The following is a 12,184-nucleotide window of genomic DNA, read 5'->3' as shown; positions in this document are numbered from 1 at the left end:
AGGTGCAAACATGCGGATTGCAGTAGGCGGCTTACACACAGAATGCAGCACATATACCAATGTGCTGCAGAGCATTGGTGACTTTAAGGTCCTGCGCGGGCGAGACCTTTTAATCTCCGATTTCTTCAACTTCTTGCCCAATTCTGCGGCAACGATTGTGCCGCTTTTGCACGCGCGATCAACCCCCGGCGGCGCAGTATCACGCGCCGCTTACGATCAGTTCAAAACTGAGTTTTTGATGAAACTCGAATTGGCGGTTGCAGAAGCGCCAATCGACGGACTGTATCTTGCTATGCACGGAGCTGTGCACGTCGACGGCATGGTGGATGCGGAAGGGGAATGGATTGAAGCGGCGCGCAAGCTGGTCGGTCCAAATTGCCCCATTTCGGTTTCTTTTGACTTGCACGGCAATCTTTCGCAAAAGATTATCGACCAGATCGACCTGTTCACGGCATTCCGGCACGCGCCGCATATTGATACGCAAGAGACAATGGAGCGGGCGCTTAATCACCTTATCAATGCGATTGAAACCGGCGAGAAATATTTTACCGCGTGGGCGCCCATTCCTGTTCTACTGCCCGGCGAGCGCACCAGCACGGTTGATGAGCCTGCAAAATCGCTTTACGGCCAGCTGTGGGACATCGACAAGATAGACGGTATTTTGGACGCTTCACTCATGGTTGGCTATGTCTGGGCAGATGTGGAGCGCGCAAACGCCGCAGCCGTGGTCACTGGCACGGACCGGGTTGCAATTGCCCAACAAGTTGAGATCATTGCACAAAGCTATTTTGATGCCCGGAACGAGTTCGCGTTTGGCCCCACAACGGGACCTTTGGATGAAATGATGGAAATTGCCAAGACGTGTGGCACCTCACCGATCGTTCTCACCGATTCTGGTGACAACCCGGGCGGTGGCGGCGTTGGCGATCGGGCGTCAGTATTGTCTTATTGCACCGACAACAATATTAGAGATGCTTTGATCATCGGTATTGCTGATGCACCTGCCGTTCGACAATGTTTCGCGCTTGGTGAGGGGCAGTTTACAGACATTTGGATTGGCGCAACGCTCGACCCAACCCGATCAAAGCCTTGGAACGGCCATGTCCGAATTGAGAAATTGGCTACGGACAATAAACGAGGCAATCAAATCGCATTGCTGAATTGCAATGGATTGCGCATTGTCATCTCGGACCAACGCCATACTTTCCACGAGCCGATAAATGTCGCGCCATTGGGCATCGACTTGGCTAAGGAGAAGTTGGTGATCATCAAATGCGGCTACATTTCTCCTGCAATGGCCAAGATAGCCAATCCAAACCTCATGGCTTTGACAGACGGGGCCGTAAATCAAGACATTCCAAGGCTTGAAAATCAAAACCGACCGAAGCCGAGCTTCCCCTTTGAAGATGACTTTGACTTTAAACCATCATGTAAGTTCTCGGCACGCGCACCAAAATAGCGTGTGTCGATTGACCCCATGAGATGTGGGGAATAAGCTTTCTACATTCCTACCTTTTGTGCCGTATTTAGCGGCGGGGCATCAGAAAGCTTATTCGCCCATGTATTTTGTGATTGACGTTGTCGCACCGGTTTTCGTGATCGTGTTGGTTGGCTACTTGGCGGTGAAGTTGAACATCTTCCCCGGCGGTGGCATCAGCGCGTTGATCGCGTTCACCAACAACTTTGCCGCACCAATGTTGCTCTTTCGCGCCATGCTAACCCTGGACTTTGCAACGGCGTTGGATCCAAAAATCATCGCCCCGTTTTACATTGCAGGACTTGCCGGATTTGTGCTTGGAATTTTTTTGGCGCGGATGGTTTTCAAATATAAACCCGGTCAATCGGTCGCCGTGGGCTTTTCGGCGCTCTTTTCCAACACGGTGCTGCTCGGTATTCCCATCATTCAACGCGCCTATGGCGTCGAAGCACTGCCCACCATCTTTCTAATTATCGGGTTCCATTCACCAAGTTTGATGACGATTGGCATGCTTACAATGGAACTGTCCCGGCGCGATGGGCGTCCAGTTCAGACAGCAATTTTGGATGCGTTGAAACGTGTCATTTCAAATCCGCTACTGATCGGCATTGCCTGCGGGGTAACGCTCAATCTAAGCGGGCTTACATTGCCCAAAGTTTTGGACGACGCCACAAACATGATGGTCGCCGCTGTTTTGCCAACTGCTCTGTTCGGTTTAGGCGCTGCATTGACCCAATATAGCATCAAAAAAGCGGTGCTGCCTGCCGCAACAATGAGCGCCATAAAAACGCTGATGCATCCGTTTCTCGCATGGGTGATGCTGGTGCCCATTTTAAATGTACCGCATGACATTTCGCGTGCTGTTATCTTGCTGGCCGCCATGCCGTCGGGTTTGAACGCCTATATTTTTGCGACTTACTATAATCGTGCCCTGGATGTCGCCACCAGCACGGTGCTGCTGTCGACTTTGGTTTCTGTCTTTTCCATTTCATTCTGGCTTTGGTTCCTCTCATGAAAAACATATTGCTCAACGGCAAAGTACCCACCGACTGTCTTGAAATGCTGGAAGATAAGTTCCAGCTTCTTAAGCTTTATGAGGCAGCGGACAGAGATGCGTTTCTTCAAGAACATGGCGCAAAAATTGACGGCATGACGGGCGGCAAAGTAGACGCTGACTTAATCGGCCAACTGCCCAACCTGAAGATTATCGCCAATTACGGCGTGGGCTACGACAATGTGGATGTGAATGCAGCGCATGCGAAGAGCATTCATGTCACCAATACGCCGAACCGACTCAGCCCGGCGGTCGCCGAATTGACTGTTGGGTTGATGGTATCCCTCGCGCGCAACATCCCAACCTACCACAAATATGTAAAAGCTGGCCGTTGGGCGAAGGAAGGCAGCGTGCCGCTAACCGCACAATTGGCAGGCGCATCGGTTGGCATTTTAGGGCTGGGGCGGATCGGCAAAGAAATCGCGAAACGCTGCACGGCCTTTGATATGGACGTCGCTTACCATGGTCGTACTCATCAGACAGATCAGCCTTATCAATATTTCGGTGATTTGACGGAGATCGCAAAACAAGTCGATTGGTTGGTCGTTATTGCGCCCGGAGGCAATGAAACGGACAAAATCGTCACACGGGAAGTACTAGAAGCATTGGGCTCCAACGGCTGTTTGGTCAATATTGCCAGAGGCAATATGGTCGACCAAGGTGCACTGGTTGAGATGCTTGCAACCAATCAACTACGCGGCGCCGCACTTGATGTGTTTGACGGCGAACCCGAAGTGCCTCAAGCTTTGCGAGATTTAGACAATGTCGTCTTGTCACCCCACAATGGCAGCGCAACGCTTCAAACCCGTGCGCAAATGAGTTCACAAGTGGTCGAAAATCTAGAGGCTTTTTTTGATCGCGGCGAACTGCTGGACCCTGTTTTGTAAATAGAACAAAAAAGCCCCGCACAAAGGCGGGGCAAGTGACCGAATTAAGGTCAGGAATTTTACGTTCTATAGACTAGCCTGCAGGCATGGCCGTTTCAACCAATTGTGCCCAATATGACGAACCATATGGAATGACATCGTCATTGAAGTCATAGGTATCTTGGTGCAATCCGGCTGTGTCGCCATTGCCGATCATGATGAAAGCACCAGGTCGCGCGTTGGCCATGAACGAGAAATCTTCGCCGCCCATTGTTGGCTCAACATTTGTCTCAACGCGATCTTCGCCAACCAGATTTTGCGCAATGCCCGCAGCAAATGCAGTTTGCTTTGGCGCATTCATAGTGACCGGATAGCCATCTTTGTAATCAACTTTTGCCGAACCACCAAAGCTGGCCGCGATGCTTTCAGCAGTCGAAATCAAACGCTTCTTCACAAGTTGGCGAACATCCGGGTCGAGCGCCCGCACGGTGCCGCAAATTTCAACATTCATCGGAATAATGTTGAACGCCGAACCGCCATTGATCTTGGTTGTTGAAAGCACAGCCGATTGGATTGGGTCGACATTTCGGGCAACGATTGTTTGGAATGCCGTAACGATATGGGCTGAAATCACAATTGGATCCACCGAGAGGTGTGGCATCGCAGCGTGTGAATCAACGCCGGTAACGGTCACAGTCCACTGGTCCGCTGCGGCCATAATGCCACCTTCGCGAATTGCGAACTGGCCGACTGGAATGCCGGGAAAGTTATGCATGCCGAACACTTCTTCAATGCCGAAGCGTTCCATCATCCCGTCGTCAACCATGGCCTTACCGCCTGCGCCGCCTTCTTCTGCAGGTTGGAAGATCACAGCGACAGTGCCGTCAAAGTTGCGCGTTTCTGCCAGATATTTTGCGGCGCCAAGCAACATTGCTGTATGGCCGTCATGCCCGCAAGCGTGCATAGCACCTTCGGTTTTTGAAGCGTGAGGAACACCGGTTTTTTCCAAAATTGGCAGCGCATCCATATCGGCGCGCAAGCCAATGACCCGGCCTGAACCCGTATTGTTGCCCTTGATAATGCCAACCACACCAGTTTGGCCAATGCCGGGCACAACTTCGTCGCAGCCAAAGCTTTTCAACAACTCTTCAACTTTGCCTGCGGTGCGATGAACTTCATAAAGAATTTCTGGGTTCTCGTGCAGATCGCGCCGCCACGCAGTAATCTCGTCATGAAACTCGGCAATACGATTGATAATTGGCACAATATTCTCCCCTGGATTATGTTATTGCTCGCTGATCAAATTGGCTGAACAACAAGAAATGGCTCGCTATATTTTAGCGAACCATAAATGGTTGGACCATTATTGTGCACCAACTTTTACACGTTGGGAAGAGTTAATGTCAGACAACGGATTGTTCAATTTAAGATGAGCTCCTGCTTAGTGCCATTGTCTAATGTCACCGATAACTTTGTTTCACCGTTCACTGTCCGTATTTCAAACTCCCCATCAAGCGAACCGTTTACACCCCAAGCGCTGATCAATTTTGGTGTTGGCGAAAGCGTAACCGCGACAACTGCCCGTCGATTGGCGTCGGGGATAAGGAGGTCATCTACCCCATCATTGTTCACGTCAAAAATGGCGCTCATCAATTGGTGGCGTGACCCACCGCGGTGGTTGGAAAATCCCTGCATCGCCGCAATCTGCTTCAATCCGTTGCCGGTTAAACGCCAAAACTCCAGCCGTTTGGTGAGGTGCGGTTTTTGCACCAAAGCAATTTCCAAATTTCCGTCGCCATCAAAATCGGCAATACCTGCAGGGTTCAACCAGCGGAAGGCGAGGCCGATATGGGGCGTTTGCGCTTTCAGTTTAATGCCATCTGCGCCGGCACTGAAAACAGCAAGGGCGGCACCCTTGGAAACGGAGCTCATCACAACCACAATTTCGTCGTCACCATCTTGGTTAATGTCAACCAAACGAACGTGCCTGTCTTCAAAAACCAGTTCTTTGGGCAAATCATATTGTTGCTTCTGTCCGTTCTTCAACTCAACAACAATGCTTGATGCTTCAAACCGATTTCCGAGCACAAAATGTTGGTAGCGTGTCGTGGGGTTGGCCAGCCAAGCCTTTGCAATTTGCTTTTCACCCGTCGCGACAAAACTGTTTTGCAGGGGTGCTGGTGACTGGGCAGTCGAAGTGCCGGCGGAAAGAAGTGCAAAGCACAAGGCGGCAAAAAGCTTTAATAGGGGCATGCGCGTGAAATTCCTGATCATTTGGTCGAACAATAACAGTCTTTATTGAACTAAAATCGCATGCAAATCACTTGCTTGTTACACATGCGCTGGTTAACACAAATATTGTGCCAATATTGGCGCAACCCCTTACAACTCGGAATTAGGTCATGTTTGAAAAACTATCACCCGCACCTGAAGACAAAATCATTGCTCTGATTGCAGAATATGCAGCAGACGAGCGCGACAATAAGATCGACCTTGGCGTTGGCGTTTATAAAGACGCGACCGGCAATACGCCGATCATGACCGCAGTGCAAAAGGCGGAAGCCAAACGGGTGAAAGATCAAACGACCAAAACCTATGTCGGCATGGCCGGCAATGTTGGGTTCAATGATGCAATGGTTGACCTTGTATTAGGCGACAGTATTTCAAGAGATCGTGTGCGTGCAGCCCAAGCGCCCGGCGGCACGGGCGCATTGCGTTTGATCGCTGACTTGCTCAACATCGCGAAGCCCGGCGCAACGGTTTACATTTCAGACCCAACCTGGCCAAACCACATTCCTTTGATGGAAGCAGCAGGTCTTAAAACGGCAAGCTATCCGTATTTTGACGCTGAAAAGCGCAACGTGCGATTTGATGACATGTGCGCCGCCGTTAAAAACATGACCAGCGACGACATCCTGTTGCTGCATGGTTGCTGCCACAACCCAACCGGCGCGAACTTGACGAATGACCAGTGGGACGTACTAACCGACATTATCAAAGAAACAGGCGTATTTGTTCTTGTCGATATCGCCTATCTCGGTTTTGGCGACGGACTTGAAGATGACGCTTATGGTGTCCGTAAACTGGCAGCAACATTGCCTGAAATGGCTGTTGCCGCATCATGCTCAAAGAATTTTGGTCTTTATCGCGAGCGTGTTGGTTGTGCGATGATTATCGGTCGCGATGAGCAATCAGCAAACATAACGTTTTCACAATTGTTGGGCGCTGCCCGTGCAAACTACTCAATGCCTCCAGATCACGGCGCTGAGATTGTTCGCATCATTCTTGCTGACGCCGACTTGCGGGCAGAATGGGAAGCTGAACTAACCGACGTGCGCAACCACATGGTGACCATTCGCGAAAACCTCGCCGAAGCCATGCGCAAACGCTCAAACAGTGCGGATTATGATTTCATCGCCCAGCATCGGGGCATGTTTTCGCTTATCGGCATTTCAGCCGAGCAAGTTGCAAAACTCAAAAAAGACCATGGTGTATATATGGTTGGCAATTCACGCATGAACATTGCTGGCCTTGGCGTCGACAAAATCGACATTTTCGCAGACGCGTTGGCAGAACTGTCCCGCGACTAACGGCGTTTATTTGCAGTCTGTTTCACGGGGCCTTCGGGCCCCGTTTTAGGTTGCAAGACTTTTCGAAAACGCATTCAGTTCTTGTGGCGAACGAATATGGATGACGCGTTTAGAAGATGCATGTTGTTGAATTTCTTTAATGAGCTTCGGCCGCATTTCTTTGTGCAATTGCCACATCATCTTAAACAGTCTGAACGTTACGGGCCACATTGGGCAACCTTCAGGGCCATCTGGCCGCCCGATGAACAGTGACTTGATTTGCCGCTTCGTCGCCCACCAATAATGCACCCAAATCGGATGGTCGATAAAAATGATTGTGTCCGCAGCATGCAAACGCTGAATAACCGCTGACCATGGTCCGTAGCCATCAAGCAACCAGCGTTCACTTTCAATAATATGTTGATGTTGGGTTCTAAACGTCTCGCTTGGCGTTGGCACCCAACCCGGTTGCCACTGCATCTTATCGATCGAATGGCACGGTAATTCATGGGCCCGGGCAATTGCATCGCAGACTTGAGATTTCCCGCCTCCTGCATTGCCGATAACGCTAACTTTGATCATTCCGCCAATTTCTGCAGCAATTGAGCCAATTGAACAGCCTCATCATTTGTGAGCTTGTCACCTATTGCCTTTTGGATCGCCGGGCCATAAATGCCCCACATCTTTTGGCGCAAATCTCGCCCCTTTTGCGTGACGCTGAGAACCAGACCGCGTCCGTCTTCGGTGCAATTGTGCCGATTTATGAGGCCTTCAGCTTCGAGCTTGTTAATCAGGCGCGACATACCATATTGTGGCAGCAACAATTTTGGCTGCAACTCGTACGCCCTTTGGCCACACTCGTCTGACTGTTCCAACTCCCAAAGGACGTCGTACCATGTTACCGGCGGCAATCCTGCGGCCTTCAAAGCGGCTTCCACAGCGTCATGGGCTTTTGTGCGAGAGCGGAAAAGTCGCGCCCACGCCATTTGTGTATTTTTGTTCGGCATCATCATATCGTGAATATAGATGCAAATGCATTGACATTCAATATCTATATGCCTAATTAGATGCAATTGCATGTAAATGGAGATTGAAATGCCAAATTATAAACTCATCAGCTTTCCGCTATGCCCTTATGTTCAACGCGCCTTGATCGTCTTGGCGGAAAAGAATGTTCCGTTTGAACGCGTAGACATCGATTTGGCAAACAAGCCAGATTGGTTCTTAAAACTATCACCGCTCGGCAAGGTTCCTGTGTTGCAAGCTGACGACAACATTTTGTTTGAAAGCCAAGTCATCGCCGAATATCTAGACGAGGTCACTGAGGGTTCACTTCACCCAGCCGATCCACTTGAAAAGGCCAATCATCGTTCTTGGATCGAGTTTGCATCGCAAACACTGGCCGCACTTTGGGGTGTTTATACCGCCAAAACGGCAGAAGAGTTTGAAGAAAAACGTCTCGGACTTGTCGAAAAATTTGCCCGCGTAGCAGAACAAGTTGATGGTCCGTTTTTCGCTGGCGAACAGTTCCACCTCATTGACGGCGTTTGGGGTACGGTTTTCCGCTACATCAAAACAATCGAAACGCTTGGTGATTTTGACTTTTACCAAGGCTCAGAAACGCTGCGCACTTGGCACAACAAAGTTTTGGCCCGCCAAAGCGTAATTGATGCCGCACCGGCAGATTACCACGATCAGTTTTTGGGCTTCATCACGAAAAGAGAAGGCTATCTTGCGTCGCTGATTGCGAACAAAAAGGCAGCCTAAATAGAATGGGCGAGGGAATGTTTCCCTCGCCCAACTTTTTTCAAATTCGCATTGCAGGTTTAGCTTGCCACTTCTTGTGGTTTTGCCGCGCGTTGCACCATACCGAATAGATCACGTGGATCATCAGGGTCTGCGATCATATCGAGATCTTCGTAGAAACCAGTCGCTTTATATTTGTCGCGTAAATAGCGTAGGGCAGAAAAGTCTTCTGTCGCAAATCCGACGCCATCAAACAGCGTGATTTCCCCTTCGCTGGTGCGACCTTTTGCTTTGCCCGTAATCACTTCCCACAGTTCAGTTACCGGATGATCATCATCCAATTGCTGAATTTCGCCTTCAATGCGGGTCTGCGGCGGATATTCAACAAAAATGCTTGAACGAAGCAGAATGTCTTTGTGCAATTCCGTTTTGCCCGGGCAATCCCCACCAATCGCATTGATGTGCAAGCCAGAACCAACCATATTGTCGGTTAGGATGGTCGCATACTGCTTGTCAGCTGTGCAGGTCGTCACAATTTGCGCGCCTTCCAGAGCTTCTTGCGAGGATGTGCAGCTGACCACTTTAAGCCCACGGCCTGCCAAGTTGCGCGCACATTTTTCGGTGGCGGCTGGATCAATATCGTAAAGCCGCACTTCCTTAATGCCCAAGATCGTCTTGAACGCCAACGCTTGGAATTCAGACTGTGCGCCATTGCCAATCATCGCCATTGTGTCGGCGCCTTTTGCCGCCAAATGCTTGGCTGCAACCGCAGAGGTCGCCGCTGTGCGCAGGGCCGTCAAAATAGTCATTTCAGACAAAAGAACAGGGTAGCCTGTCTCAACGTCTGCCAACATGCCAAACGCCGTAACCGTTTGCAGACCAGCTTTCGTGTTCGCTGGGTGCCCGTTCACATATTTAAAGCCGTAAACTTCGCCATCGCTCGTTGGCATCAGTTCAATTACACCCTTTTCAGAGTGCGAGGGCACACGTGGCGTTTTGTCGAAAAGTTCCCAGCGCTTAAAGTCGTCCTCAACATATTGAGCAATGCCTTCAAGCATTTCTTCAACGCCAATAGACAGAACAATCTTCATCATGTGATCGACACTAACGAAGGGGACGATGTTCAGCGAATTTGGTGCAAATTTCATCGGTCTGGGGCCTTAGCTTTGTTTGTGCTAGCGCAGCAAATTTAAGAAAGGCAGAGTGTAGCGTGCGAAAATTTCAATTAAAATGGCAAAAGCTTGCAAAAATCGGCAGCTTCTTGTTAAAATCTACATCCAAATATGAAATAATTGACAGTGAGCGCCATGCAGCAAGATAAATACATTCTTGATTCACTCGACCATGAATTGGTGAGCCTTTTACGTTCAGATGGGCGTGCATCATTAGCCAAGTTGGCAGAATTGCTCAAAGTGTCCCGCGGCACCGTGCAAAATCGCCTCGACCGGCTTTTGGCGTCCGGCACATTACTCGGTTTTTCAGTGCGGGTGCGGGAAGACTATGACAACGACAAAGTCCGCGCGGTGATGATGATTGAAATTGTCGGCAAATCCACCGCAGACATCATCCGTAAAATGCGCGGCTTTCCAGAAGTGCACACCATTCACTCCACCAACGGCAATTGGGATTTGATTGCCGAAATTCACGCCGGCTCACTTTCGGAGTTCGACAATGTATTGCGCAAAGTCCGCATGATTGACGGGATCTTGAATTCTGAAACGAACTTACTGTTGAGTTCTGTTTGAGGAGGGGTCTTTCCCTCAAAATTGGCCTTGTTGAACATCAAGCGGATGATCCCCAAACCATCTGCAAGATGGTCGTGGGGGCAGGGCGGCAGTGCCGTTCAGCCCACGGGGTTTGTTACTTGAAAGTTTGCGTTTTCACCAGTTCACCAGCCACATCGTAAACCTTCCAAGTGCCCTTCTTCTTTCCATGCTCGAAATGACCTACGTCCCAGAGTTGACCATTCGGGTGGTATCGCGTCCACTCACCATGTTTTTGCTCATGATCGTCGAAACCGCCCGTACCGCGTGGATCACCTGTTTTGTAAAACCATTCCCATCGACCAACAATCTTTCCACCCCTGTAGTAGCCAGAGGACTGCATCTGCCCGTTATTTAGGAAATATTGCCACTTCCCAGATTTCTTTCCATTGTCAATTTCACCTCGACAAGACACCAGACCATTTTTGAAGAACAGCTCGAAAGGGCCATTCTTGGGATTGCCGTCTTCATCGATTCCAGAAATATCTTTCATTGTGTCGCCTTCCAGGTTGATTAGTTTTTGGATTCGGACGATGTTTCGATGACCTCAAGGATGATCAATTGCGTATCAGGCAAAAATGCCGATAAAATCAGTCTTCCAAATAGATAGAGTTCCCTGGATATTTTGCCATCCCAGTTTTGTGTTTTTTGAAGCCAAGGCTTTTGTAAAACTCCACCGCCTCGAAGGAAGAGGTTAGGCCGATGAGCAGCTGGTCTTCGCCTTCGACGAGTTTTCGCATAAGATCGCTGCCAACATTTTGTCGGCGATAGTCAGGGTGGACAGCCACATCGTGGACCCACGCATAGCAGACCCCGTCCGAGATCAATCTACCGCTTCCGACAATGTTCTCGCCGTCCCAAGCTGTGACGATTTTGTAGCTTTGTTCAAATGCGGTTTTGATTTTTTGATGTTGCTTCTTTCTCGCAAGACCTATAACGCCGTCCGTCGCTTCATAAAGTGAGTAGAGGGAGGGCCAATCGATGGCTTCGGCGCCAAGTTTATATTGCAACATTTTTTTCGCTCCCAAAAAGCATCAGTTTTTAAAAAACCTATTTGAGTTTTTGGCGAATGCAAGCGGCCAAGATGCAGCGGATTCTAATCTGCGCTCAAACGTGACAATTTGGCATCAAAACCTAGAGCTTGTCCTTCAGTCCCTTAAAAAAGTCACGCATGTCGTCATATGCTCCACTTTGGCTGAAGGTGGCGAGGGTTTCACTTGTCCAGATGGGGTTAGGGGAGAGTTTTTGCTCGAACATATCCACTTGTTTTGATTGACGTTTATCCAGCCCTAGCTTGCGCACTTCCGCCAGCAACGCCAAAAACTCGTGCACCTTTTGCATCGCCCGGTAGGCATCAAACATCTCTCGCGCTTCATCGGGATGATCACGCCAAGAACGACCCGCAAAAATCTCATTGGTCACACGTTGTCCCGCGCCAAAACAATTGTAGCGTACGCAGCCGCGAAAGCCTTGATCTTTCAAATCTTCATGGATTGTGCAGGCGTGATGGCCGTCCAAATGCTTGCAAGGTTCAGCGGCCTGCTTGTCATAGGCAAACATCTCCGATTTGTCGAACGCCAGCGCCACGCAGCAATAGGCGGCGCAGTTGTTGCAGTCTGGTTCTAAGCTGATTTTTGCCAATTGATCTTGCATGGGGCAGTGCTACCCGAACTGGCGAACATGCGCAATCAATCAAAAATTTGACTAAT

General features: G+C 49.8%; 14 protein-coding genes. 6 read left to right on the top strand and 8 right to left on the bottom strand.

Annotated elements, in window-relative coordinates:
- Positions 1 to 10: 10 nt before the first annotated feature.
- The 3 genes from AC2D8L_RS08950 (at position 11) to AC2D8L_RS08940 (ending at position 3,418) form a co-directional block, all read left to right on the top strand.
- Positions 11 to 1,459 (top strand): M81 family metallopeptidase, encoded by a 1,449-nt coding sequence (locus AC2D8L_RS08950; RefSeq protein WP_484685098.1) that lies wholly within the window; start codon positions 11 to 13, stop codon positions 1,457 to 1,459.
- Between the two features lie 100 nt (positions 1,460 to 1,559).
- On the top strand, positions 1,560 to 2,492 hold the full coding sequence (locus tag AC2D8L_RS08945) for an AEC family transporter (protein ID WP_484685097.1): 933 nt from the start codon (positions 1,560 to 1,562) through the stop codon (positions 2,490 to 2,492).
- Positions 2,489 to 3,418, top strand: a complete 930-nt coding sequence (locus AC2D8L_RS08940; RefSeq protein ID WP_484685096.1) for a 2-hydroxyacid dehydrogenase — start codon at positions 2,489 to 2,491, stop codon at positions 3,416 to 3,418. The genes AC2D8L_RS08945 and AC2D8L_RS08940 overlap by 4 nt, the downstream gene beginning before the upstream one ends.
- Before the next feature lie 73 nt (positions 3,419 to 3,491).
- On the opposite strand, the gene AC2D8L_RS08935 is transcribed toward AC2D8L_RS08940, so the two are convergent.
- Positions 3,492 to 4,661, bottom strand: coding sequence for a M20 aminoacylase family protein (locus AC2D8L_RS08935; protein WP_484685095.1), 1,170 nt, complete (start codon positions 4,659 to 4,661; stop codon positions 3,492 to 3,494).
- Positions 4,662 to 4,816: 155 nt separating this feature from the next.
- Complete coding sequence (locus AC2D8L_RS08930) at positions 4,817 to 5,650, bottom strand: FG-GAP repeat domain-containing protein (protein ID WP_484685094.1); 834 nt, start codon at positions 5,648 to 5,650, stop codon at positions 4,817 to 4,819.
- A gap of 149 nt (positions 5,651 to 5,799) precedes the next feature.
- Here AC2D8L_RS08930 and AC2D8L_RS08925 point away from each other — a divergent pair, with 149 nt between their 5' ends.
- A complete protein-coding gene (locus AC2D8L_RS08925) occupies positions 5,800 to 6,987 on the top strand; it encodes an amino acid aminotransferase (protein ID WP_484685093.1) in 1,188 nt (395 codons plus the stop codon).
- 45 nt (positions 6,988 to 7,032) lie between these two features.
- Here AC2D8L_RS08925 and AC2D8L_RS08920 read toward each other — a convergent pair whose 3' ends face one another.
- Both AC2D8L_RS08920 and AC2D8L_RS08915 read right to left on the bottom strand, forming a co-directional pair.
- A complete protein-coding gene (locus tag AC2D8L_RS08920; RefSeq protein WP_484685092.1) occupies positions 7,033 to 7,548 on the bottom strand; it encodes a P-loop NTPase family protein in 516 nt (171 codons plus the stop codon).
- Positions 7,545 to 7,973, bottom strand: a complete 429-nt coding sequence (locus AC2D8L_RS08915) for a MarR family winged helix-turn-helix transcriptional regulator (RefSeq protein ID WP_484685091.1) — start codon at positions 7,971 to 7,973, stop codon at positions 7,545 to 7,547. Before AC2D8L_RS08915 ends, AC2D8L_RS08920 begins: the two co-directional genes overlap by 4 nt.
- Positions 7,974 to 8,061: 88 nt before the next feature.
- On the opposite strand from AC2D8L_RS08915, the gene AC2D8L_RS08910 reads away from it, so the two are divergent.
- Positions 8,062 to 8,733 carry a glutathione S-transferase family protein gene (locus tag AC2D8L_RS08910; RefSeq protein WP_484685090.1) on the top strand — a complete coding sequence of 224 codons (672 nt, stop codon included), beginning with the start codon at positions 8,062 to 8,064 and terminating at the stop codon, positions 8,731 to 8,733.
- 59 nt (positions 8,734 to 8,792) lie between these two features.
- Here AC2D8L_RS08910 and AC2D8L_RS08905 read toward each other — a convergent pair whose 3' ends face one another.
- Positions 8,793 to 9,860 (bottom strand): ornithine cyclodeaminase, encoded by a 1,068-nt coding sequence (locus tag AC2D8L_RS08905; RefSeq protein ID WP_484685089.1) that lies wholly within the window; start codon positions 9,858 to 9,860, stop codon positions 8,793 to 8,795.
- 159 nt (positions 9,861 to 10,019) lie between these two features.
- On the opposite strand from AC2D8L_RS08905, the gene AC2D8L_RS08900 reads away from it, so the two are divergent.
- Entirely contained in the window at positions 10,020 to 10,457 is a 438-nt protein-coding gene (locus tag AC2D8L_RS08900) for an Lrp/AsnC family transcriptional regulator (RefSeq protein WP_484685088.1), read from the top strand.
- 115 nt (positions 10,458 to 10,572) lie between these two features.
- Here the strand turns inward: AC2D8L_RS08900 and AC2D8L_RS08895 are convergent, their stop codons facing one another.
- The 3 genes from AC2D8L_RS08895 to AC2D8L_RS08885 form a co-directional block, all read right to left on the bottom strand.
- On the bottom strand, positions 10,573 to 10,968 hold the full coding sequence (locus tag AC2D8L_RS08895; RefSeq protein WP_484685087.1) for a toxin-antitoxin system YwqK family antitoxin: 396 nt from the start codon (positions 10,966 to 10,968) through the stop codon (positions 10,573 to 10,575).
- Positions 10,969 to 11,065: 97 nt separating this feature from the next.
- Entirely contained in the window at positions 11,066 to 11,488 is a 423-nt protein-coding gene (locus AC2D8L_RS08890; protein ID WP_484685086.1) for a GNAT family N-acetyltransferase, read from the bottom strand.
- A 121-nt stretch (positions 11,489 to 11,609) separates the two neighbouring features.
- The gene (locus AC2D8L_RS08885) at positions 11,610 to 12,128 is read right to left on the bottom strand and encodes a hypothetical protein (protein WP_484685085.1); all 519 of its coding nucleotides are present in this window, start codon (positions 12,126 to 12,128) and stop codon (positions 11,610 to 11,612) included.
- Positions 12,129 to 12,184 lie beyond the last annotated feature (56 nt).

This window comes from Maritalea sp. YIW29, assembly GCF_057219265.1.
Note: the sequence above shows the minus strand (reverse complement) of the source record. Positions and strands in the feature narration are given on the sequence as shown.

What these genes read in the sequence shown, in the direction of transcription:
- AC2D8L_RS08950 (WP_484685098.1), top strand. Translation starts at nt 11, where the DNA reads ATGCGGATTGCAGTAGGCGGCTTACACACAGAATGCAGCACATATACC.
- AC2D8L_RS08945 (WP_484685097.1), top strand. Translation starts at nt 1,560, where the DNA reads ATGTATTTTGTGATTGACGTTGTCGCACCGGTTTTCGTGATCGTGTTG.
- AC2D8L_RS08940 (WP_484685096.1), top strand. Translation starts at nt 2,489, where the DNA reads ATGAAAAACATATTGCTCAACGGCAAAGTACCCACCGACTGTCTTGAA.
- AC2D8L_RS08930 (WP_484685094.1), bottom strand. Translation starts at nt 5,650, where the DNA reads ATGCCCCTATTAAAGCTTTTTGCCGCCTTGTGCTTTGCACTTCTTTCC.
- AC2D8L_RS08925 (WP_484685093.1), top strand. Translation starts at nt 5,800, where the DNA reads ATGTTTGAAAAACTATCACCCGCACCTGAAGACAAAATCATTGCTCTG.
- AC2D8L_RS08920 (WP_484685092.1), bottom strand. Translation starts at nt 7,548, where the DNA reads ATGATCAAAGTTAGCGTTATCGGCAATGCAGGAGGCGGGAAATCTCAA.
- AC2D8L_RS08915 (WP_484685091.1), bottom strand. Translation starts at nt 7,973, where the DNA reads ATGCCGAACAAAAATACACAAATGGCGTGGGCGCGACTTTTCCGCTCT.
- AC2D8L_RS08910 (WP_484685090.1), top strand. Translation starts at nt 8,062, where the DNA reads ATGCCAAATTATAAACTCATCAGCTTTCCGCTATGCCCTTATGTTCAA.
- AC2D8L_RS08905 (WP_484685089.1), bottom strand. Translation starts at nt 9,860, where the DNA reads ATGAAATTTGCACCAAATTCGCTGAACATCGTCCCCTTCGTTAGTGTC.
- AC2D8L_RS08900 (WP_484685088.1), top strand. Translation starts at nt 10,020, where the DNA reads ATGCAGCAAGATAAATACATTCTTGATTCACTCGACCATGAATTGGTG.
- AC2D8L_RS08895 (WP_484685087.1), bottom strand. Translation starts at nt 10,968, where the DNA reads ATGAAAGATATTTCTGGAATCGATGAAGACGGCAATCCCAAGAATGGC.
- AC2D8L_RS08890 (WP_484685086.1), bottom strand. Translation starts at nt 11,488, where the DNA reads ATGTTGCAATATAAACTTGGCGCCGAAGCCATCGATTGGCCCTCCCTC.
- AC2D8L_RS08885 (WP_484685085.1), bottom strand. Translation starts at nt 12,128, where the DNA reads ATGCAAGATCAATTGGCAAAAATCAGCTTAGAACCAGACTGCAACAAC.